20 protein-coding genes are annotated in these 22,492 nt (G+C 38.2%); 17 read left to right on the top strand and 3 right to left on the bottom strand.

The window, feature by feature from the left end; all coding sequences use genetic code 11:
• Positions 1 to 12: 12 nt before the first annotated feature.
• The 5 genes from H0486_RS13735 (at position 13) to H0486_RS13715 (ending at position 6,700) form a co-directional block, all read left to right on the top strand.
• A complete protein-coding gene (locus H0486_RS13735; protein ID WP_228353535.1) occupies positions 13 to 882 on the top strand; it encodes a carbohydrate ABC transporter permease in 870 nt (289 codons plus the stop codon).
• 53 nt (positions 883 to 935) lie between these two features.
• Positions 936 to 2,654: a type 2 periplasmic-binding domain-containing protein gene (locus H0486_RS13730; RefSeq protein ID WP_228353534.1), complete on the top strand. Its 1,719-nt coding sequence runs from the start codon at positions 936 to 938 to the stop codon at positions 2,652 to 2,654.
• Positions 2,655 to 2,787: 133 nt separating this feature from the next.
• Positions 2,788 to 3,867, top strand: a complete 1,080-nt coding sequence (locus tag H0486_RS13725) for a mannonate dehydratase (protein WP_228353533.1) — start codon at positions 2,788 to 2,790, stop codon at positions 3,865 to 3,867.
• A gap of 32 nt (positions 3,868 to 3,899) precedes the next feature.
• Positions 3,900 to 4,580 carry a GntR family transcriptional regulator gene (locus H0486_RS13720; RefSeq protein ID WP_228353532.1) on the top strand — a complete coding sequence of 227 codons (681 nt, stop codon included), beginning with the start codon at positions 3,900 to 3,902 and terminating at the stop codon, positions 4,578 to 4,580.
• Between the two features lie 269 nt (positions 4,581 to 4,849).
• Positions 4,850 to 6,700: a sialate O-acetylesterase gene (locus H0486_RS13715; RefSeq protein ID WP_228353531.1), complete on the top strand. Its 1,851-nt coding sequence runs from the start codon at positions 4,850 to 4,852 to the stop codon at positions 6,698 to 6,700.
• 110 nt (positions 6,701 to 6,810) lie between these two features.
• Here H0486_RS13715 and dapA read toward each other — a convergent pair whose 3' ends face one another.
• Positions 6,811 to 7,713 (bottom strand): 4-hydroxy-tetrahydrodipicolinate synthase, encoded by a 903-nt coding sequence (dapA, locus tag H0486_RS13710; protein ID WP_228353530.1) that lies wholly within the window; start codon positions 7,711 to 7,713, stop codon positions 6,811 to 6,813.
• Positions 7,714 to 7,868: 155 nt separating this feature from the next.
• On the opposite strand from dapA, the gene H0486_RS13705 reads away from it, so the two are divergent.
• The 10 genes from H0486_RS13705 (at position 7,869) to argC (ending at position 17,376) form a co-directional block, all read left to right on the top strand.
• Entirely contained in the window at positions 7,869 to 8,711 is an 843-nt protein-coding gene (locus H0486_RS13705; protein WP_228353529.1) for an AraC family transcriptional regulator, read from the top strand.
• 172 nt (positions 8,712 to 8,883) lie between these two features.
• Complete coding sequence (locus tag H0486_RS13700; protein ID WP_228353528.1) at positions 8,884 to 9,276, top strand: zinc-ribbon domain-containing protein; 393 nt, start codon at positions 8,884 to 8,886, stop codon at positions 9,274 to 9,276.
• Positions 9,277 to 9,463: 187 nt separating this feature from the next.
• Positions 9,464 to 10,315 (top strand): DegV family protein, encoded by an 852-nt coding sequence (locus tag H0486_RS13695; protein ID WP_228353527.1) that lies wholly within the window; start codon positions 9,464 to 9,466, stop codon positions 10,313 to 10,315.
• A 243-nt stretch (positions 10,316 to 10,558) separates the two neighbouring features.
• Positions 10,559 to 12,298 carry an adenine deaminase gene (ade, locus tag H0486_RS13690; RefSeq protein WP_228353526.1) on the top strand — a complete coding sequence of 580 codons (1,740 nt, stop codon included), beginning with the start codon at positions 10,559 to 10,561 and terminating at the stop codon, positions 12,296 to 12,298.
• A 148-nt stretch (positions 12,299 to 12,446) separates the two neighbouring features.
• Positions 12,447 to 13,448, top strand: coding sequence for a DUF2804 domain-containing protein (locus H0486_RS13685; RefSeq protein WP_228353525.1), 1,002 nt, complete (start codon positions 12,447 to 12,449; stop codon positions 13,446 to 13,448).
• Between the two features lie 99 nt (positions 13,449 to 13,547).
• Positions 13,548 to 14,168, top strand: a complete 621-nt coding sequence (locus tag H0486_RS13680) for a polysaccharide deacetylase family protein (protein WP_228353524.1) — start codon at positions 13,548 to 13,550, stop codon at positions 14,166 to 14,168.
• Positions 14,169 to 14,192: 24 nt separating this feature from the next.
• Positions 14,193 to 14,378: a hypothetical protein gene (locus H0486_RS13675; protein ID WP_228353523.1), complete on the top strand. Its 186-nt coding sequence runs from the start codon at positions 14,193 to 14,195 to the stop codon at positions 14,376 to 14,378.
• A 72-nt stretch (positions 14,379 to 14,450) separates the two neighbouring features.
• Entirely contained in the window at positions 14,451 to 15,068 is a 618-nt protein-coding gene (locus tag H0486_RS13670; protein WP_228353522.1) for a DUF3793 family protein, read from the top strand.
• Positions 15,069 to 15,145: 77 nt separating this feature from the next.
• Positions 15,146 to 16,258, top strand: a complete 1,113-nt coding sequence (locus H0486_RS13665; RefSeq protein ID WP_228353521.1) for a M20/M25/M40 family metallo-hydrolase — start codon at positions 15,146 to 15,148, stop codon at positions 16,256 to 16,258.
• Between the two features lie 164 nt (positions 16,259 to 16,422).
• Positions 16,423 to 17,376, top strand: coding sequence for an N-acetyl-gamma-glutamyl-phosphate reductase (gene argC / locus H0486_RS13660; protein WP_228353520.1), 954 nt, complete (start codon positions 16,423 to 16,425; stop codon positions 17,374 to 17,376).
• A gap of 170 nt (positions 17,377 to 17,546) precedes the next feature.
• Here argC and H0486_RS13655 read toward each other — a convergent pair whose 3' ends face one another.
• Complete coding sequence (locus H0486_RS13655) at positions 17,547 to 18,071, bottom strand: HD domain-containing protein (protein WP_228353519.1); 525 nt, start codon at positions 18,069 to 18,071, stop codon at positions 17,547 to 17,549.
• Between the two features lie 209 nt (positions 18,072 to 18,280).
• Between H0486_RS13655 and H0486_RS13650 the strand changes: the two genes are divergently transcribed.
• Complete coding sequence (locus H0486_RS13650; protein WP_228353518.1) at positions 18,281 to 19,600, top strand: MFS transporter; 1,320 nt, start codon at positions 18,281 to 18,283, stop codon at positions 19,598 to 19,600.
• A gap of 5 nt (positions 19,601 to 19,605) precedes the next feature.
• Here the strand turns inward: H0486_RS13650 and H0486_RS13645 are convergent, their stop codons facing one another.
• Positions 19,606 to 20,409, bottom strand: a complete 804-nt coding sequence (locus tag H0486_RS13645; RefSeq protein WP_228353517.1) for a DUF1189 family protein — start codon at positions 20,407 to 20,409, stop codon at positions 19,606 to 19,608.
• Positions 20,410 to 20,554: 145 nt separating this feature from the next.
• On the opposite strand from H0486_RS13645, the gene H0486_RS13640 reads away from it, so the two are divergent.
• Positions 20,555 to 22,459: an alpha-glucosidase gene (locus H0486_RS13640; RefSeq protein ID WP_228353516.1), complete on the top strand. Its 1,905-nt coding sequence runs from the start codon at positions 20,555 to 20,557 to the stop codon at positions 22,457 to 22,459.
• Positions 22,460 to 22,492 lie beyond the last annotated feature (33 nt).

Here is a 22,492-nt window from a genome sequence, read left to right as displayed (position 1 = left end):
GGAGGAGACGCAATGAAGGAGTCTAGAGCATATAAAATATTTAAAGTAATTAATACTATAATCATGATCATTGTGGTTGTGGTCACTCTATATCCATTCCTGTATCTGGTTGCTCAGTCTTTCAGCTCGGAAAAAGCTATTTATGCGGGTGAGGTTACCTTTTTCCCGGTGGGCTTTAATGTTGAGACCTATAGACAGATTATTGCTAAGGGTGATTTCCTAAAATACTATAAAAACACGATTATCTATGCGGTAATCGGTACAGTCACCTCATTGTTTTCCACAGCAATTTTGGCATATCCGTTATCAAAGTCGTATTTACGACTGAATAAAGTTGCAACACCATTCGTTTTGTTCACAATGTATTTTGGAGGTGGCTTAATTCCGAACTTCGTACTTGTCAATTCTTTGGGGATGAGAGATACCATTTTTGCCATGTTACTTCCGGGACTAATCAGTACATATTATGTTTTACTGATGAAATCGTTTTTTGCAAGTCTGCCTCAGGAACTAGAAGAAGCAGCTTCCATAGATGGCATGGGAACCTTCGGTATATTCGCGAAAATTGTACTTCCGTTATCAAAGCCCATTATGGCAACGATGGTTCTATTCTATGCAGCGGGTATTTGGAGTAACTGGTTTACACCCTTTATTTACTTCGATACTAAGGATAAATGGCCAGTGGCATTATATTTAAGACAGATTATTTACGGATCTCAAAGTACCAATGAGATATCGGCAGGATTTGATAATGTGGGTTCCATTGCCGCATCGGTGAAATCGGCCTCCATGGTATTAATGGCATTGCCAATTATCTGTGTGTACCCGTTCATTCAGAAGTATTTTGTACAGGGTATGATGCTTGGCTCTGTAAAAGGTTGATATTAAGCAGCCTAAGCTGCTGAATATAAAATTATATAATATAAGGAGGATTTATGGTGAAAATTAAGAAATTAATTTCTATGTTGCTTGTGGCAATCATGGTATTCAGTATGGTTGCATGTGGTAAATCGGGGGATGACTCTAAGAGTAAGGACACAAGCACAAAAACAGAGGATACGAAAAAAGAAGACACAAAAGCAGAAGACACTAACTCAGATGCTGCTGCAGAGGCGCCGGCAGAGGATTTAGATTATGATTACGGCTTGGGTGTTACATTCCATTCCGATGAACCGATAACCTATTCTATGATGTATAGTGATCATGAGGTTTATCCTTACAAAGAGGATTGGAGATTATGGAGTGCAATTACTGAGAAGTCAAATGTAAGCTTTGATCTTAACATTATCGCTCGTGCAGACTATGACGATAAGAAGTCCCTGTTAATCAATGCTGGTGAGGCTTCTTACATAATTCCTAAGACATATGATGAATCAGCATTTGTTACTGGTGGAGCAATCGTTCCAATCAGCGATTGGGTTCAGTACATGCCTAACTACATGGATTTCGTAGAGAAATACAATATGCAAGCAGACCTTAATACAATTGTGAAAGCAGATGGTAAGTATTATAAATTACCTGGTATGTGGGAAGCTCCTGGTGGAACTGGTAGTGAATATACCTTAGTAGTTCGTAAGGATATCTTTGATAAAGCAGGGGTTGATGTAACCGCATTAGAGAAAGATTGGACATGGGATTCTTTCTATGACGCTTTATTGAAGGTACAGTCTTATGTTGGCGGTGGTGTAATCTGGTCCGACAGATGGAAGGGTGAAAGTCTTTTAAAGATTGTTGGCCAGACCTATGACGTACCTGCAGGTTGGAATGCTGGTGATGGTATGCAGTATGATCCTGAAACCGATTCCTTCTACTTTGCTGATATTTCTGATGATTATAAAGAATTCGTTACACTTATGAACAAATTCGTAAGCTCCGGTATCCTTGATCCTGAAACCTTTACTCAGGAAGACGAGGTTGCTGAGAATAAATTCTATACTGGTGAAACTGTAATATTTGGTTCTAACAGATCTATGTTAGCAACTTACCAGTCAAAAATGAATGAGACCCTTGGTGAAGGTAACTTTGAATTATATTCCATCGTTATTCCTAAGGCTCATAATAATTATCAGACAGATAATTCAAGACTTGAGAATGGTATTATGATCAGTCAGAAGGCTTTAGATGAACTTGGTGAAGAAGGCTTTATTAAGATGCTTCGTTTCGTCGACTGGTTATGGTATTCACCGGAAGGAAAAGACCTTGTACGTTGGGGTGTTGAAGGTGAGACCTACACAGTTGAGAATGGTGTATACAAATTAAACCCTGAAATCACTTATAACGGTATTAATCCTACAGCAACAAAGGCACTTAATGTTGACTATGGTTTTGGTAATGGTGTATTCATGTATGGTGGTACAATTGAACATGCTTCCGCTATGTTATCTCCGGAATTACAGGATTTCTTTAGTCGTTTGAACTCTTACAGAGATATTAAACCTCTAAATCCTCCGGTTTCCGGTGATGAGGATCAGACAGAGCAGATGAACCTGATCAAAACTCCTTTAATTGACTATGTTAAGAGTGCAACATTACAATTTATTACTGGACAGCTAAGCATAGAGAAAGATTGGGATGCTTATGTAGCTGGATGCGAGGCAAATAATTATCAGACTTATGTTGATATGATGAATGAGATCTACAATAGCTCGAAGTAATAATTATATTAACAGAAATACCATTTATTAAGTAAAAATATAGTGAAGGGTTCTCTTATGAACATAAGTTATGTTATAATGCTTTGTGTTGTTTGAGAACCCTTCCTATGAAAACAATCAAGGAGAAGACGATATGAAAATGATATTTCGCTGGTTTCCCGGTGGAGATGACAGTGTTACATTAGAACAAATAAGACAAATTCCGGGTATTACCGGGGTGGCAGCCATGCTGACTGATATTCCGGTTGGCGAAGTATGGCCGCTTGACCGATTAATCAAGCTGCGTGAGGAAGTGAATGCGGCAGGTTTAGAACTGGAAGTAATTGAAAGTATCAATGTTCATGAGGACATTAAGAAAGGACTACCCTCAAGAGACAAGTATATCGAGAATTATATTAAATCCATAGAGAATCTATCAAAGATAGGTGTAAAATGCTTGTGCTATAATCTGATGCCGGTGATGGACTGGTTACGAAGCGAATTGGCATATCCACTGAAGGATGGTAGTACTGCAATGGCATATAATCATGAGGAGGTTCTAAAGCTAAATCCAGCTGCAGTAGCAAATGAAATGATTGGCAATTCCAAAGGCTTTTCTCTTCCCGGATGGGAACCGGAGAGAATGGGAGTCATGTCTGCAGACATTGAGTTTTATCAAAGTCTACCTGAGGAACAGTTCTGGAGTAATCTGAAATATTTTCTTGACGCTGTGATTCCCTATGCAGAAAAATATGATGTTAAGATGGCGATTCATCCGGATGATCCACCGTTTAGTATATTTGGGCTTCCGAAGGTAATCAATAATATTGATAAAATACGAAAATTTTTGAGCTTGAATTCAAGTCCATATAATGGTTTAACGATATGTACCGGTTCTCTGGGTGGAGACTTAAGTAATGACCTCCCTGCTATTATCAGTGAATTTGTATCACAGGGACGTGTTCATTTTGCACATATTCGTAATGTGAAGCATTCCTCAGAGAAAAATTTTACAGAATCAGCTCACTACAGTCCATGTGGAGATCTGGATATGTATGAGATAGTAAAAGCTTTCCATGACAATGGTTTTACTGGATATATTCGACCGGATCATGGAAGAATGATATGGGGAGAACAAGCGAGACCCGGTTATGGTTTATATGATAGAGCGTTGGGAGCCAATTACCTATTAGGCTTATGGGAGGCGATCCATAAGAGTTCCCAAAAGCGGTAATCAATTACTGTGGAAGGATGAGGGGTGTAGCAATGGTAATTTCGAATCGAATCATGAGAGAGAATGCTAGGGAATATGCGTTAAGACAAATTCGTGAGAATATCATTTCATTGCGATTAAAGCCAGGTAGCACTGTCAGTGAAAATGAACTTGCCAAAAAGCTAGGTATGAGCAGAACCCCTGTCAGGGAAGCTCTGCAAGAATTACAAAAGAGCAACCTGATTGAAGTTTATCCACAGAGAGGCTGTGTAATATCCCATATTAACTTTGATGTTGTAGAAGAAACAGTATTCTTACGAAAAATTTTGGAAAAAGCGGTTGTAGAAGAATTGTGTGAGACGATAAACGAAGAAAAGCTGGCAATACTGGAGGAGAATATAAAGCTTCAGGAATTTTATCTGGACAGCAGATCGGCAGATAAAATAATGGAACTTGATAATGAATTCCATCGTTCCCTTTTTGTAATGTGTAACAAAGAACGCATTTATAATCTTATGGAAAGCATGTTAAGCCATTTTGATCGTATCCGGACACTAAGCTTATATTCTGTGAAAGAAATTAAAATTGTATCAGACCATAAAGCAATACTAAATGCAATTAGTCTCAAGAATAAGGAGTTGGCTGCTGAATTTATAGTAAAGCACCTCTCAAGATATAAACTGGATCAGGATGTAATCATGGAAAAATATCCCGAATACTTTAGTGTACAATGATGGGAAATGTTCGTTATGAATTTCAGGCAAACTGTTTTATATGGCCTGGAATGATTTGCTTTATTGCCATTTTTATATTAATATAATTATAAATACAATTGGATATTAAGCTTGAAAGTGTGGTTCGTGTTATTACTATAATAATTATTGCGAATGCTTTTTTTATTCGTGGATATGAATTTCAGCAAATAACACGATTTGATAATAGAATATGTAAATACTAATAATGCTGCTGATGAAAATATTGATATGAATAGCGAGGATCAGTAATGGAGAATAAAGGACTTATACTTTCGCCTATTTTACGTGAAGGAATGGTTTTACAGAGGGATAAAACGAATCGGATTTATGGAACGGATTCGTTGGCTGAAATGGTTACAGTAAGTTTCAATGGGAAAGAATACTGTGCCAGAGTTTCGGACAATCACGAATTTAGTGTAGAGCTTCCACCCGTTCCTGCTGGAGGACCCTATTGTATAACGGTGACAGGAAGTAGTGAGATTACAATTTCGGACATATTATTTGGAGATGTCTATATCTTAAGCGGGCAGTCGAATATGGAACTACCGGTTAGGCGTGTACTGGATGTGTCTGCTGAGGAAGTAAGTCGAACTAATATACCGGAGATACGACAGTATCTGATACCAGCTACTTTTAATTTTAAGGAACCTGAAAAATATATGTGTACAGCTGAATGGAAGAAAGCAACTGGCGATGCTATTATGGACTTCAGCGCAGTAGGTCTTTTCTTTGCAAAGGAAATATGGGAAAAGTATCATGTCCCAGTTGGTTTGATCATGACCGCTGTCGGAGGATCTACAATTGAATCCTGGATGAATCCTGTTACTCTGAGAAGGTTTGGATCTTTTGAGGCAGAAGTCGAAGATTTTCAGGACATTCACTATTTCCATTCCTTCATTCAGAAGCAGCAGGAAGATGCAAATAAATGGTTAGAAGCAATAGAAAAGGAAGAGGAGCATTTTGACTTTTCTAAGGAGTATCTGAAATGGAATACCTGCAGAATTCCTTCCTTAGTATCAGATTATATGGACGAACCCTTTAGTGGTTCCGTTTATCTGTGCAGAGAACTTTATCTGGGCTCTGAACAGAAGGAAGATAATGCTTATATTTATATGGGAAGTATTATTGATTCTGACAGGGTATGGATTAACGGGACTTTAATCGGAAGGACCGAATATCGTTATCCACCCAGAAAATACAGCATACCAAAAGGAGTTCTGAAAAATGGCTATAATTTAATTACTGTTCGTATAGTAATTAATCAGAATAACGGAGGAACGATAGCTGGAAAACCATATCATGTTTATTATAATGGAGAAACTATCAATCTGGAAGGGGATTGGTATTATAAGGTAGGTAAAAAATCAAATACCGTTATGCCTTCGGTACTATTTCCTCCACTTCTTCCCATCGGTTTCTATAATGCTACTGTCGTTCCTTTAGCAAAAATCCAAATCAATGGAGTACTATGGTATCAGGGAGAGTCAAATACCGGAAGGCCAAAGGATTATGCGGATGAGTTCGCAGCCATGGTATCTGATTGGCGCAAATTATTCGGATGGGAGGTTCCTTTTATCTATGTACAGTTGCCCAACTATAGAGAACCACTCAATACAACAGAAGATACTGGCTGGGCAGAACTCAGGGATCAGCAAAGAAAAAGCTTATCATTGCCGAAGGTAGCTATGGTAACCGCATTGGATGTTGGAGAGTGGAATGATCTGCATCCACAGAACAAAAAGATAATTGGAGTACGGTTAGCGAAGGCAGCGATGCATTTGATTTACAAGGAGAATATCGTATATAGCGGACCTATACCGAATGAGATAAGCACAATTGAGAACTGTGTAATAATCAGTTTTCAACATCTGGAAGATACGAAGCAGGAGCAGCTTCTCACGAATTTTGAAATAGCCGGTGAGGATGGTTGCTTTTACGAAGCCTCTGCGATAAGAAAAGGAAGATGTGTGTATTTGACTTCAAAGAGAGTGAATACACCGGTATCGGTTCGATACGCATGGTGTGATAATCCGACGAACATCAATTTCTTTAATGATGCAGGTCTACCCGCTACGGGTTTTCGTATGGATATACAGTAAGACCTTAATAATATAAAAGGATAACAATCCTTTTGTAACTCTTTCTAGAGGAGGAAAGAACGGTTACAGACGATTGCTATCCTTTTATCATTACTTAAATATATGAGGCATTACATAGCGGCTGTCAGAAGTATATTTGTATTGATATTTTTATCCAATATGGGGTTAAGCTGTTTCTTTAAGGCCTCCGAAATTTCTGTTAATGGAAGCCGTACCTCTGGGGATCCAATCAGACCATTTTTATGGAGACAGTACTTAATTGGAGCCGGATTGGGTTCCTTGAATAAGAGTGGTATAAATTCATATAACTCCTTCCATATCTTGAAGGCAGCTTCCTGGTTGTTTCCTTTTATCAGATTGTATACAGATACAAATAATTCTGTCTTTAAATGAGAGGATGCAAGAATGCCACCCTGGCCGCCTAATGTAAGAGTTAGATAGAATAGGATATCTTCACCTGTTAATACGGAGAAATCCTTTGGTGGGTTCATGAGGAGTGCCATAGTCTGCTTCATATCTCCACTGGCATCCTTAATACCGATAATGTTTTTGCACTCGGCTAAGCGATGCACTGTTTCATTTTCGATATTCACACCGGTTCGGTATGGTATATTATATAGAATAATATTTAGATAAGTCTCATCTGCTATACTTTTAAAATGCTCGAATATACCCTGTTGATTAGGACGGTTATAGTATGGGCATACTGAAAGAATACCCTGTATATCATAATATTCAGCTATTTTTATTTTCTTAATTACTTTCGCGGTATAGTTTCCTCCAACGCCTACATATACGGGAAGTCTTCCGTTGACATATTCCATGGTTTTCTCAATCATTTCTTCGAATTCAAAATCACTTAAGGTGGGAACTTCTCCGGTTGTACCTAGAGGAATAATACCGCTAATCCCTTTCTCTACATAGTGATTAATCATTCTTTTGTAGGATTTATAGTCGATTCTCCCATTCTGAAAAGGAGTGATTATTGGTAACCAAACACCGCTGGGCTGCATATGAAAACCTCCTATATGATTCAATTCTATCGTTGTAATACCATTATACAGGACATTATTTTATAAAAATATAGATATAATGCTTTAAATATTGCATATAATGCTATAAAATAAAATTAAGTACCGGTTATTGCTTACTGAGAGGGATGATGAGATTGAAGGAATTTGAGAAGGTTGGGTATCTGAATCATGATTTTAAAATGTTTCATATTCTGGATCGACAACGAAAAATATATGAATTCCATTATCATGATTTCAATAAGATCATGATTTTTCTGAAGGGAAATATTAATTATACCATTGAAGGTAAAAGCTATTTGCTAAAGCCTTATGATATCGTGCTGGTAAATGCCGGAGAAATTCATAGACCGGCTGTGCTGGACGATTCGGAATATGAAAGAATTATTATCTATGTGTCTACCAAGTTCCTGGACTCCTATTCAGAAAAGGACAGTGATCTGAATAATTGCTTTGAACGGGCAAAAAATGAACATTCCAATGTACTTAGAGTGACCTCCCTTGACAAAAGTAAGCTTTACCAGGTGTGTAAGGAATTAGAATATTCCTTTTCAGATAATGCATTTGCCAAGGAACTTTATCAGAAAATACTCTTTTTGGAGTTTATGATTCAGCTCAATCGAACCGTCATTTCTAATCATATTAATTATCTTGATGCAAGTTTAGGGAACTCGAAGCTGCTTCACATGATAGAATATATCAATGAAAACATAACCCGGGATATTACGATTGATCATTTGTCAGAGCACTTCTTCCTGAACCGATACTACCTGATGCACTATTTCAAGGAAGAGACTGGATATACAATAGGAAATTATATTACGGAGAAGCGTCTGCTTCTTGCTAAGAATTTATTACGAAACGGTTGTACGGTTACAGAGGCCTGCTTTCAAAGCGGCTTTAAGAATTATTCTACATTTTCCAGAGCATTTAAAAAAGCTTATAGTACAATCCCGAAGAACGCACAGTATCTGGATTAAATAATATGCTTTACATAAATTTTATATATTATAGATTTTCTTAATTGTATTACACCGGGATTAAGCTTATATTATAATAATCAGCAAGTGATTTTTATTGTATAGAAAGTTTTGCATGTGAAACTCTTCATATACAGGTGATTCATGTGACAGCCAGGAAGGGGTGAAATGATTGAGAGAAAAGCTATATCGCTTTATGCAGGGAAGATACGGGAATGATCAGTTAAATCGATTTTTACTGGTCATTATGTTAATATGTGTTGTTCTATCAATGCTTGTTAGCAATCTCTTTTATTTTGCAGGTGTAGCTATACTTATCATAATGTATGTACGTATGCTTTCAAAGAACAGATATAAAAGAGCCTCGGAAAACGAAGTGTATTTACGAATTGTTAACAAATTAAGATTCTTTATCGAAAGACAAAAAAATAGGATGCTCCAGAGAAAAACCCATCATATCTACACTTGTCCAACCTGTAAGCAGAAAATCAGAATACCCAGGGGGAAAGGGAAGATTGCAGTTCGATGTCCGAAGTGCGGAACGGAATTTATCAAGCATAGTTAGCAAATAAGTTTTATCTTTTCGGTGTATTAGGCTATGCAATATTCCACCGTATACTTAGATCCATGTTTCCGAATAAAAAAGCTCTTGTCTATCGGACAAAAACATCTATAATAAGAAGTAGGGATAAATGAATTGGTAACCTGAATTAGATGTTTATGTATTAATAATACACCTTATGGAGGAGAGCATGGGCAAGATATCAATTGTTGCGGATGGTACATGTGATTTATCACAAGAGTTATTGGATAAATATAATATATCAATCATACCATTGAATATTGTATTGGATATGAAAAGCTATTTGGATGGGAAAGAAATTACGCCGGATCAAATTTATGAATGGGCAGAAAAGGTAAATTCAACACCCAAAACCGCTGCACCGGAGATAGGATATATTGTTGAGCTGTTACGTCCTATGGTGGAAGCAGGGGATGATATCATATTCTTTGGTATATCGGAAGAGATGTCAGTTACCTGTCAGACTGTCAGAATGGCAGCAGAGGAGTTGTCCTATCAGAATATCTGGGTTATTAATTCTGAGAACTTGTCAACCGGTATCGGCTTACAGGTTCTGCGTGCTGCAGAATATGCGAGACAAGGTAAGTCAGCTGATTGGATTGTTAAGGAAATCGAAGCGTGCAGAGAGAAGGTTAGAGCCTCTTTTGTGGTTGATACGCTCACTTATCTCCACCGTGGCGGAAGATGCAGCGCTGTTGCAGCTCTTTTTGGAAATGCTTTGAAGCTAAAACCTATGATATCTGTTAATAAAGGGAAAATGGGTGTCGCAAAAAAGTACCGGGGGAAACAACAGTCGGTTATCCGTAATTATGGAAAGGATTTAGAGCCTATGCTATTGCAGGCTGATCCGGAGAGGGTATTTATAACCCATTCGGGAATTGACCCTGCAATTGAGCAGGAAACCTATGATTATCTTAAGAGTCTAAATTATTTTAAAGAAATTCTTATTACCAGGGCAGGAGGGGTTATATCCAGTCATTGTGGACCTAATACTCTGGGAATACTTTATTATGATAAGTAGATAATGAAAGCTGCTGAAAACAGAGTTTAATTTCGTGTTGTTTTCGGCAGCTTCTTTATATCTATAATTATTAGACGTGCGAAATTTACCAACTTGTGTCAATGTGATTAGTTACTGTTCTTTGCTATATGAATATTGATTTACAGGATATGTTATAAGGTATTATAATAGAGTAAATACTAATATTATCCAATATGATATAATAACATTTAATATAGAATACACCTTTGAAAGGGTGAGAGAATGCAGAAGAGGGAGTTACTTGCCGCACAAGGCTTGGTACAAGCGGAACTGGTTTTAAAGAATGCGAGATTTATTAATGTGTTTACAGAACGCATTGAACATGGAGATATTGCGGTTTGCAGTGGTAAAATTGTTGGAATAGGCCAGTATGAAGGTGTTACGGAGGTTGACTGTACTGGTAAGTATGTATCTCCCGGTTTCCTGGATGGACATATTCATCTGGAAAGCTCCATGATGAAGCCAGTGGAGTTTGCAAAAGCAGTACTGCAACATGGAACCACTGCCGTGATAACGGATCCCCATGAAATAGCAAATGTATGTGGTGTGGATGGTATAAGATATATGCTGGAGGCTTCAAAGGACCTACCTTTGGATGTCTATGTAGCATTACCTTCCTGTGTTCCGGCAACTGACATGGATGAAAATGGTTTTGAACTCAATGCGGAAGTCCTCAAACAGTTTTACTCTGATGAAAGGGTATTAGGACTGGCTGAAGTAATGGATTATATGGGATTAATCAATGGAAATGATGATTTGCATATGAAGATTGCTGATGCAAGCGATAACCATAAGAGAGTTGATGGCCATGCTCCGGGGCTGAATGGCAAAGCATTATGTGCCTATATAGCAGCTGGAGTAGAATCAGATCACGAATGTATCTCCTTGGAAGAAGCAAAAGAAAAGCTTCGACTTGGACAGTGGATTATGATTCGTGAGGGGACTGCAGCCAAGAACCTGGAAGCTTTAATCGGATTGTTTCAAAATCCTTACTACCAAAGGTCGATGCTCGTTACGGATGATAGACATCCGAATGAACTTCTGGAGGAGGGACACATTAATGCTATAATCCGGAAGGCAATTAAGCTAGGTGCGGACCCTTGCATAGCGATAAAGATGGCGACGCTTAATACGGCATCTTACTTTGGATTAAGAGATTTGGGAGCAGTTGCACCTGGATTCCAGGCAGATCTGATAATCTTATCCGACTTGAAAGAGGTCACGGTTGAACAGGTATGGAAAAAGGGTCAGCTTGTATATAAGAAGGGCCAAATGTTGAAGTGTAAAGAACCCAAGATCTCCAATCATATTCTGGAGAAGGTGCAACATTCAGTACATTGCGATAGCGTATTACCGGAAGACTTCGAACTTTCGGCATCTCACTTAAATAAAGAGGATAAAAGCTTTCGTGTGATCCAGTTTATGAAAGGAGAAATCACTACCAAAGAGCTTCTGGTTCCTGTTAGTAATGGAAAACCGCAGATTAATACAGAGCAGGACATCTTAAAGATTGCAGTTGTTGAAAGACATCACAATACACACCATATTGGATTGGGATTTGTGAATGGTTATGGTATGAAAAAAGGAGCAATTGCCTCCTCCGTGTCCCATGATTCCCATAATATAATCGTGGTGGGAGTCAATGATCAAGATATGGCGACAGCAGTAAACTGCATTCAGAATATGGGCGGCGGATGGGCTATTGCATTGGATGGTTCCGTCATAGGGTCCCTCCCATTACCGATTGGCGGGCTAATGAGTCACTTAGATGCTACGACTCTAGCCTCTAAAATTGATGAAATGAAGGCAATTGCCAGAACGCTGGGAGTAACGGAGGAAATTGATCCATTTATGACACTGGCATTTGTCAGCTTACCGGTAATTCCAGAGATTCGGTTGACAACAACTGGTTTATTCCATGTCAGTAAACAGGAGAAAGTTCCTATTCTGTTTCATGAGTAAGCGTTGTATGTTAAAATAGCTTTAGGTATATGGCTTAACATATGGTATATTTGGTGTCGTTATGCATATATAATTTTGTTACACTTTTGCATGTTTATAAATAATAGTGGAGCAGCTATTACGATCTATTAATAGAAGGGAGTTTTCTATGCAGAAAGAATTTACGCATCCCGGTCCGGTGCTTGATGAAAAGGGAGTACCCAATCCAGGCTACTCAACAAGAAGCATTCTTACATATGAAAGAAAGGCGATTAAAGCCTCTCCTTTTCGTATCAAGGAGTGGGATTTTTATCAGGTTTCAGATCAGAACATGTGTCTGCAATTTACTGTCGGACATGCGTCCTATGCAGGACAGGTTGGAATCATGATGTTTGACTTTACGAAGGGAGAAATGCTCGTAGACAAGGGAAACTTTCTGGTACTACCATTTAATTCCCTGCATTTACCGGAGAATGCGGAACAGGATCATGTGATAAGTTATCATAAAAAGTCCGTGGATTTGAGTATCGAAGCTAAGCGTAACACAAGAAATCTTTACTGTAAATGGGAGGACTTCGAAGCAAATATCGTATTAACCAGACAGAATATGAACTCTCTTGTAATAACAATACCGTTTGACGAAGCTCCTACTGCCTTTTATTATAATCAGAAAATAAACTGTATGCTTGCAGATGGTGTTGTGAAATACCAAGGAAAAGAATATTATTTTTCACCGCCAGAATCATTTGGCATCTTAGACTGGGGTCGCGGAGTATGGCCATTTCATAATGAATGGTATTGGAGTAATGGTACCGGGTTTGTTGGAGATAAGATATTTGGCTTTAATCTTGGCTGCGGATTTGGTAATACCCAAGCAGCTACAGAAAATATTCTATTCTACGGGGATTCGGTGAGTAAGCTGGGTGAGGTTGTCTTCGAACTGGAATCCGATTATATGAAACCATGGCATATATATGATAAAGAGGGAAGACTAGACCTTATTATGACTCCAACCTATGACCGGACTACCCGTACAAAGCTGCTATGGGTAAATAATTGCTGCCATCAGTTATTTGGATCATTCAGTGGAAAAGTGATATTAGACGATGGAACGGAGTTGAAAATAGATAATATCGTTTCCTTTGCGGAACATGCAGTCAATAATTGGTAATATTCTTTGAAACACTCCTTTGTTGACTTTTGACACCCTAATTATTACTATAAATATAATGAACATTCTACAGGATACACTGGAAAGGGGATAAAAATTATGAACAAGAAGCTAGTTGCATTAACCTTTGATGACGGACCGGATATTGATATAACACCCAAGGTATTAGACCTACTGGAGAAGTATCATGTGGTGGCATCCTTCTTCCTCATCGGAGAAAGAATTACAGAGAGTACAAAGCCACTGATACAAAGACAAATCAGTCTTGGCTGTGATATTCAAAATCATTCCTGGACTCATCCCTTTATGGATAAGATGCCAAAGGAGGCAATCATCAAAGAGATTCAGGACACAAGTGATTTGATCTATAATATAGTAGGAGTTGCGCCAACATTCTTTCGACCTCCCTTCATAGCAGTAAGTGATGAGATGTACGAATGTATTGATCTGCCGTTTATTAACGGAATAAATTGCTTGGATTGGGATCCGACGGTATCGGCAGAAGACCGGGCTGACATGATTCTTAGCAACGTGAAGGATGGGGATATCATACTCCTTCATGATTTAGTTGGCAATGTTAATACAGTGAAAGCATTGGAGACTATTATACCTGGTATGTTGGAGAGAGATTTTGAATTTGTTAATATTGGAAAGTTGTTTGAGCTTAAAGGTATTAATCCGAACGTGAAAAATAAAATATGGACAAATGTCTTGGAATAAGAATATCCTTTTGTGGAGGTATCTATGGCAAAGTTGAGAGAGACAGTTTGTCTATATTATGAGGCATTGGGTCAATGCAAGAAGGGTAGGGAAGCCAATCACCACGGTTATTGTCAAAAATGCGACAAGTATTATCCCAGAGCGAAGGAGCATCATATCAATCGAAAGAAGAAGGAACTTCAGAAAATTAGAGAAAAGGAGCAATATTGATTATATCGTATGAGAATAGGATAAAGTGTACATCCTATCGTTATAAATACTGGGATGGGAGTTTATCTACGGATGAGTGGATCATTATATCATACGAGTATAGAAAAGCTGCAATTATACAGTACTAGGCTGCTGGCAAATCACTGTGTACCAACGCTAATTGGTGTAAAGCCGGCATGCTTCGTTAATACAAGGAGCTACTTTTCAGGATGCAAGGATGGAGTTCTTAAAAGCATTCGTATTCAGTTAGAGCATTTTTCCTGCAGATGTGATGTTTTATATGAGACTAATAGAAATTATATGCTTTTTATTTATAATCCTTCCATCCTACAGGGTACATTAACTTCAAATGAGAACAGGAAGTTTCTCTGTGAATATGGATACTGCTTTGAAGGCGATATCCTGAAGGAATGTATTCGGACTTTAAGAGATCGATATCAGGGTTATATGATATCCGGCAGGGAGTTCCCCCATGAAATTGGAATATTTCTTGGATATCCCTGCCGGGATGTGAAAGCTTTTATTCGAAAGTGTGGAAAGGATTATATTGCTTGCGGAGCATGGAAGGTATATTACGATGTTGACTATGCCCAGCAAGTATTTTATTTATATCAGAAATTAAGAAAAGACACTTTGGATGCGCTTCATAGGGGCAAATCCTTAATTGATGCTGTTGGAAGCTCTATGTGAGGCAGCTTCATATTTAAGACTAGTTTATGCTTAGCATTATTGCAAGTCACGGAAGACTAGGAGAACGGAGGTAGGAAATGGTTAATAAAGATAGAATAGTCAGCGATTTTTGCAGGCTGGTAGAGATCGATTCCCCTTCCTTACAGGAAAGAGAAATGGCAGATACCTTGATAAATGAGCTAAGAAAACTGGGTTTCGAGGTAACAGAAGACATGGCCGGTAAGAAGAAGCAGGGAAACTGTGGGAATATCTACGGCTTTCTTAAGGGAGAAGTGGAGGGAAATCCGCTTTTATTTTCTTCCCATATGGATACAGTGGAACCTAGCCGCAATAAAAAAGCTATCATACATAGTGACGGAACCATTACGGGAAATGGTACAACAGTCTTGGGAGCGGATGATTTATCAGGTGTTGTAGCAATCCTAGAAGCATTACGCGTGATTAAAGAAAAGAAAATACCGCACCGAAGTATTGAAGTACTGTTTACGATAGCAGAAGAAATCTACCTTCAGGGAAGTGAGGTATTTGACTATAGTGTAATAAAAGCAAAGGAAGCATATGTATTAGATTTGGATGGAACAATTGGAACGGCTGCACGGAAAGCACCTTCTCATTATGCATTTGAGGTCCAGATAATCGGTAAGGCATCCCATGCCGGCTTTGCGCCTGAGCAGGGAATCAATGCGATCAGTATAGCAGCAGAAGCTATCGCAAAGATTAAGCAGGGAAGAATTGATGAAGAAACTACGGTGAATATAGGGACCATTAAAGGTGGAAAGGCGACGAATATTGTCTCTGAGGAATGCCACATAATGGGTGAGGTACGTAGCTTAAAGCATGATAAATGTATGATGGAATTAGAGAAGATAAGGCAGGTGTTTACAGAAACAGCAGTGAACCACGGTGCTGAGCTTCAATTCTCATTACCACGCGGTTACCAGGCTTATGAAGTGGATGCTATCCATCCGGTGGTGGAGCGCTTTACAGATGCGTGCAAATCATTGCAATATCCAGTGAAGTTGATTGAAACCTTTGGAGGCAGTGATAGTAATCATTTTAATAGAAACGGAATTACAAGCATTGTAATGGCCTGTGGAATGCATAAGTCACATTCTACTGAGGAATATACACATATGGATGATCTGGTAAAGTGCAGCAGCCTCGTACTGAAACTAATGACAAGCAAGTAAATTATGAGTTCATTTTCTATGACAGAAGTAGATAGTCGGATTCTATCCTAAGAGATCTTATCGCGAAAAAAGAGTTGACAAGCTTTGCTTACAGATGTATATTAATATAAATTATTGAATAAATATACATGCATATGCTTGTTATCTGTGCAGAGGGAGGTTTTATGAAGAATAAAATTTTTGTTGACGGATTATCCGGTACAACCGGTTTAAAAATACATGAAAGATTAAGCTTATATACAGAGCTTGAAATGATTACGATTGATTACGATAAACGTCGTGATCCACAGGAGCGTGCAAAATGCTTAAATTCGGCTGATATTGTTTTTCTATGTCTTCCAGACGATGCATCCCGTGAAGCAGTAAGCCTTGTTACAAATCCAAATACACGGATTATTGATGCAAGCACAGCATACCGGACAGCCTCTGATTGGACCTATGGATTACCAGAATTATCAAAGAAACATAGAGAGGCTATCAGGGAAAGTAAGCGAGTAAGTAATCCGGGTTGCCATGCAACAGCATTTATTTTATCTGTATATCCTTTGGTTCATCATGGGGTAATGTCTCCGGATTACCCGATAGTCTGCCAAAGCCTTACTGGGTACAGCGGTGGAGGAAAAACACTGATTGAAAAGTATGAGTCTAACGATGGTAAGAATGAATATACTAAGGCTCCAAGACCGTATAGTCTCACCTTGAACCATAAGCATCTGCCAGAGATGACAATGCGATCCGGTCTTTCACAGGACCCGCTTTTTGTACCGATACTTGGTCAGAACTATAAAGGACTGGCAACCTTGGTATCAATACATACAAAGCTTTTATCGAAGAAAATGAATGCGAAGGATATTCATACATTGTTATCTGAGCATTATCAGGATGAGAAGTTTGTAAAGGTAATGCCCTTTGCAGATGATTTGCTCTTGTTTGATGGAGCAATAGATATTACAGCCTGCAATGATACCAATAACGCTGAAATATTTGTCTTCGGTAATGATGCAAAGGGTACTGCATTAATAATGACCCGTCTTGATAATCTGGGTAAGGGTGCATCCGGTGCAGCAATTCAGAATATGAACATTATGTTAGGATTTGATGAAGGATTACATTTGTAATTCAATACAGTCTAAATATGCCACAAATGGGGCAGTGGTATAATATATCAATAGGGACTATGACTTACCTCACACACAGACGGAAGGACGGGTTGCAAAATTTGGTAAGTTATAGCCCCTATTGTATTATACAACTTCCCCATTTAATCGAACCAGGATGAATGGCAGAATTATCCCAGATTCAATACTTTTCCAGTATTGATTAGTCGCATTAGCTGTCTGTAACACTTTGGCATAGTCGGGATATATAACGTTTCAAGTAAAGAGCAAACCTTATCAACGCAACATACAAGAAGTGCTTCTTTTGATTTTGGAATTTGGAAAAGTGTTAATGGCCACATATGTGTCTTTATAATGTCTACTTCGATATCATTCAGATCAAAGTACTTCTTTGCATTGGCAAGAGCAAATTTAGCATGAACAAAACCGTGTAATCTCTGACTTTCTTCCGGTTTATGCCAATCATATAAATAAAAATCATGGAGCATAGCTCCCCGGATGATACTTCCTCTATTCATATGAAAGGGTAGTCGACGTGATAATTGATAACTATAATAGGATACGATAAGACAATGAGTTAGGGTAGTAGTATTACCGTGCTGAATATAGTTCCTCATTTCTTGAATTTTCTCATGCTTAACCAGTTCTTTTATATTATTGATAAATTCTATATTTTCATTATTAGATGCTTCCATTTATGAAAATGCCTCCTCTGGAATACATGTCCACATATACAATAATAGTATAGCAGTGAACAATATAAATGAAAAGAGTTTTGTATAATATATTCCTTCTCATTGAAGTTGAGAATTTCCATATGCTGCGGTATGATATAGTTATAAAAATAAAAGAAAGGGAGTTACAATGTTTACTGGATCATGAGTATCGTTGTACAGGAGCAATTATGGAGAAAAATAGTTTGCAGACGAAAAGAATGGAACGAATGTCCTATGCAGGTTTTTTTCTGGGACAGAATATTATCTATGTTATACCCTTTCAGTTTTTGACTTATTTTTATACAGAGCACGTTGGGTTATCACTGGGAGATACCACTCTGCTTTTGCTGATCGCTAAGGTATGGGATGCGATTAATGATCCACTTATGGGAGCCATCGTAGACAAATGTAACTTTAAGAAGGGAAAGTATCTTCCCTGGCTGAAGTTTGTAACCTTTGCTATGCCGGCATCGATGCTATTCCTGTTTCTTTCCTTTGAGGGACCTTATCTTCTCAAGCTGGCATATGCTTATGTGACTTACATAATCTTTGATATTGTGTATACCATTTCTGATGCACCCTTGTTTTCCTTATCTACTGTAATGAGTGACTTACCCTATGAAAGGGATAAATTAATGTCCTACGGAAGACTTGCAGCTGCAGTTGCTGCCATTACAAGTGCAGTATTTATGAGTATAAAGCAGGAGACGAACTGGTTTGTTACTGTTGGAATATACTGTCTTGTTTCCTTCTTTGTAATGTTGCCTCTTCCCTTCCAGGCAAAAGAAAGGGTTCAGTATCATAGAAGTGAGGATATCTCATTTATCAAGATCTTTCAATATTTGTTTAAGAATAAATATCTGCTGCTTTACTACCTCGGATATATGGCAATTGGAACTACGAATACGCTGCAAATCATGGCGGTATACTTTGCAAACTCCAATCTGGGGAATGAAGCAATGGTGACCGTTATTATGGGTGTGGTTATTCTGCCAGTCATCCTTATGGCTCCATTTTTGCCTTTCCTGATTAAGAAATTCGGCAAAAAAAAGCTTACCGTATCCGGTTCTATTGCTACAATTTTGTTGAGTATTGTACAGTATTTTGCCGGATACGATAATCTTACGGTTTTTCTAATAATAGCAGCAGTTCGTGTTGTATTTATGCAGATACCGCTTATGCTTTATGGAATGTTTACTGCTGATTGTATTGAGTATGGTGCTTATGTCACCGGAGAACGTACCGAAGGAATGGCATTCTCCATACAGACCTTTGTGACGAAGCTTTCTGCTGCCTTTTGTAATACCCTGTGTCTCATTCTATTGAATCTCTTTGGCTATATTGAAAAAGCAGAGAGACAATCCGAACAGGCCTTACATGGTATATGGGTTATTATGAGTCTTATCCCAGTAGCAGGTTATCTGGTCATGCTATTGATTATGAAGCTGTATCATCTGGATGAGAATAAGGTTGCATCGATGATTGAGCACAACCGTAATAAGGAATAAGGTCTTTAATAGCCTCCGGGTATTCCAACTTCCCTGTGAGCTTCCTCAGAGGAATGGGATAGGATACCAAAGGCAACATAGGCGCAGGTGGCCAGAATAGCAATTAGTCCTCGGAAATAGCCATTCAATGACAAACCAAAATAATCAATGATGGAGTACAGAATACGTATTGAAACCTTGCTGTAAATGGCTGTTTTGAATATTGCCGCATAGGTAAGCCTTACATGGCCTAAATAATTTACAAATAATCCAACAAGTGAGTAGATTAATGCTCCTAGTAAATAGATAGCAAGTAAATAAAGATAAATAAACACAGCAGCGATTATAATAATCAGATAGAAAAATGGAAGTAGGGATGCAAGATTGTCATTATCAAAATGTAAGCCTGGTATATCACTGAAACGCACTTCCTGTGTCCTTCCATAGCTTTTGGCATTAATCATGTTCGTTCTGCTGATTAATAAACATTGATAATAACCATCAGGAACATCCTCATCAGTAAAACGGTTTATACTGGTATCGATAAGAATATAAGAACCACCTTCGTCTAATTCATATCGCTCTTCCACATACAGTTGTCCTCCACTCAGTTCAAAATCAGGTATTTCATTTAGCATTTGAGAGATACCGTGAGAACCAAAGGTTTCGATGAACAAAGGTATAATGGAAAATAAACTGATAAGGAATATAAATAGAAAGATAAATCCGGTTAACCGCCCACCACTTACCTTTGTCAAACGATAATACTGGTTAGGCCGGATTGTTGCATAGTAAATCTGCTCAAAGAAATTTAGCTTCTTTGTCTGCATAGTATTACCCCCCTGGTAAAAATTTAATACGGATTCAAGGAATCCATAACATGATAAATATCTACAGATGTCTTATGACACATAAATAAAGTATATTTTAACAGGTAATGAAAGTCAATATAATTAAAGGAGGTTTGATTGCATTATGAAACAAATACTCAGTAAGAAAAGTAAAGTAAAAGACATTTATGCCAACCCCATTGGGCACGATATTTTGAGTAAGCTTTTGTTACAGACAAATAAAAAAGAGAGGCTTATTACGAATGCAATCGTTGGAAACCTTCGTTTGAAAACCATAGCACGATTAACGAGAAAATCCATAGGAGAGGATTTCTATGATGCTTTGCTAGATCTTCTTAATAGTGAAGAGGATGTACCGGAAGAACCTACCTCTGATATTACGAAGACCTGGTGGAAAGAAGCAGTATTTTATCAGATCTATCCGCGGAGCTTTCAAGATAGCAATGGGGATGGAGTGGGAGATATTCAGGGGATTATATCAAGACTGGATTATCTGAAAGGACTTGGGATAGATGCAATCTGGCTTTCTCCTATTTACGATTCACCCAATGATGATAATGGTTATGATATACGGGATTATTATAGCATAATGAAGGAATTTGGCACGATGGAGGATTTTGACCAAATGCTTTATGAAATACATCGCCGTGGAATGAAGCTGATTATGGATCTGGTTGTTAATCATACATCGGATGAGCACCCATGGTTTCGGGCAGCAATCAAGGATACGAGTTCTAAATATCATGATTATTATCTGTTTCAAAAATCGAAAAATGAACAGCCTCCTAATAACTGGACTTCCTTTTTTAGTGGCAGTACATGGAATTATTATGAAAAGAATGAGGAATGGGGACTCCATTTATTTTCCAAAAAGCAAATGGATTTAAATTGGGAAAATGAGGAGGTACGAAAGGAAATCCATACGATGATCCGTTGGTGGCTGGAGAAGGGTGTGGACGGTTTTCGATTAGATGTAATCAATTATATTTCGAAAAAGAGTGGCTTACCCGACGGAGATGAGCAGATCGGAAAATTAATCGGTTATTATGGAATCGAACATTATTTTTATGGCCCGAAGCTTCATCAATATCTGAAAGAATTAAGAAGAGAGGCATTTGAGCCCTACGATGCATTCACGGTGGGCGAAACCCCTGGCATTGGAATGCAGATGAGTAAACTGTTAACGGGAGAGAAACGGAAAGAGTTGGATATGGTGTTCTCCTTTGATCATTTGGAAGCGCCAGGGCATGTACGATTTGATGAATACCGATATGATTTGAATTACTTAAAGGATTATATGTGCTACTGGATGGAACACTACGGGAACCAGTGCTGGATGTCATTATTTTATGAAAATCATGATAATCCCAGAATGGTTTCCAAGGTTAACCCGGATCCGGTTTATCGTGAGACCTTAGCCAAGCTTCTTGCCATGATTCAGTTGACATTGAAGGGAACACCGTTTCTCTTTGAGGGACAGGAAATAGGTGCGGTGAATAAGAAGTTTACTTCGATTAACGAGATAAGAGATGTGGAAAGCATTAATTTGTATCAGGAACTGGTTCCTTCAAAGGGAGAGGAGGAGGCTTTTCGAATCATCTTAAGCGGTAGCAGAGATCATGCCAGAACTCCAATGCAATGGAATGATAAGAAAAATGCCGGTTTTACGGAGGGAACACCTTGGATTAGCCCCAATGACGATTATCTGGAGTGGAATGTGGAGAAGCAATTACATCAGGAGAATTCTATCCTGAATTTTTACCGAAATCTCATTCGATTGAGAAAAGAAAATAACACTTTAATCTATGGGGAATTTATACCGATTAACAGAAAGAAAAAGAACCTGTTTGCGTACCTTCGTAAGGAAGGACCGGAGGAATTCTATGTGGAATGTAATCTGGGTATCGACAGTATGAAAAAGACCAGAATGAAAGGCGATTATAGGCTGATCCTATCGAATTATTCGGAGCCCGCTGATGAGTTGCGTCCATATGAAGCGAATCTTTATCAGCGAATATTGGAAGAATGATAGGTAAGATATGCAATTAAAAAAATATATATA

The sequence above is a fragment of the Variimorphobacter saccharofermentans genome, from assembly GCF_014174405.1.
Classification (GTDB): Bacteria; Bacillota; Clostridia; order Lachnospirales; family Lachnospiraceae; genus Mobilitalea; species Mobilitalea saccharofermentans.
This window is presented reverse-complemented; position numbering and strand designations above follow the sequence as displayed.

Coding starts and splice junctions, on each gene's coding strand:
- H0486_RS13735 (WP_228353535.1), top strand. CDS start 13: ATGAAGGAGTCTAGAGCATATAAAATATTTAAAGTAATTAATACTATA.
- H0486_RS13665 (WP_228353521.1), top strand. CDS start 15,146: ATGGTTAATAAAGATAGAATAGTCAGCGATTTTTGCAGGCTGGTAGAG.
- H0486_RS13680 (WP_228353524.1), top strand. CDS start 13,548: ATGAACAAGAAGCTAGTTGCATTAACCTTTGATGACGGACCGGATATT.
- H0486_RS13655 (WP_228353519.1), bottom strand. CDS start 18,071: ATGGAAGCATCTAATAATGAAAATATAGAATTTATCAATAATATAAAA.
- H0486_RS13675 (WP_228353523.1), top strand. CDS start 14,193: ATGGCAAAGTTGAGAGAGACAGTTTGTCTATATTATGAGGCATTGGGT.
- argC (WP_228353520.1), top strand. CDS start 16,423: ATGAAGAATAAAATTTTTGTTGACGGATTATCCGGTACAACCGGTTTA.
- H0486_RS13720 (WP_228353532.1), top strand. CDS start 3,900: ATGGTAATTTCGAATCGAATCATGAGAGAGAATGCTAGGGAATATGCG.
- ade (WP_228353526.1), top strand. CDS start 10,559: ATGCAGAAGAGGGAGTTACTTGCCGCACAAGGCTTGGTACAAGCGGAA.
- H0486_RS13685 (WP_228353525.1), top strand. CDS start 12,447: ATGCAGAAAGAATTTACGCATCCCGGTCCGGTGCTTGATGAAAAGGGA.
- H0486_RS13695 (WP_228353527.1), top strand. CDS start 9,464: ATGGGCAAGATATCAATTGTTGCGGATGGTACATGTGATTTATCACAA.
- H0486_RS13650 (WP_228353518.1), top strand. CDS start 18,281: ATGGAGAAAAATAGTTTGCAGACGAAAAGAATGGAACGAATGTCCTAT.
- H0486_RS13670 (WP_228353522.1), top strand. CDS start 14,451: ATGAGTGGATCATTATATCATACGAGTATAGAAAAGCTGCAATTATAC.
- H0486_RS13725 (WP_228353533.1), top strand. CDS start 2,788: ATGAAAATGATATTTCGCTGGTTTCCCGGTGGAGATGACAGTGTTACA.
- H0486_RS13730 (WP_228353534.1), top strand. CDS start 936: ATGGTGAAAATTAAGAAATTAATTTCTATGTTGCTTGTGGCAATCATG.
- dapA (WP_228353530.1), bottom strand. CDS start 7,713: ATGCAGCCCAGCGGTGTTTGGTTACCAATAATCACTCCTTTTCAGAAT.
- H0486_RS13640 (WP_228353516.1), top strand. CDS start 20,555: ATGAAACAAATACTCAGTAAGAAAAGTAAAGTAAAAGACATTTATGCC.
- H0486_RS13715 (WP_228353531.1), top strand. CDS start 4,850: ATGGAGAATAAAGGACTTATACTTTCGCCTATTTTACGTGAAGGAATG.
- H0486_RS13645 (WP_228353517.1), bottom strand. CDS start 20,409: ATGCAGACAAAGAAGCTAAATTTCTTTGAGCAGATTTACTATGCAACA.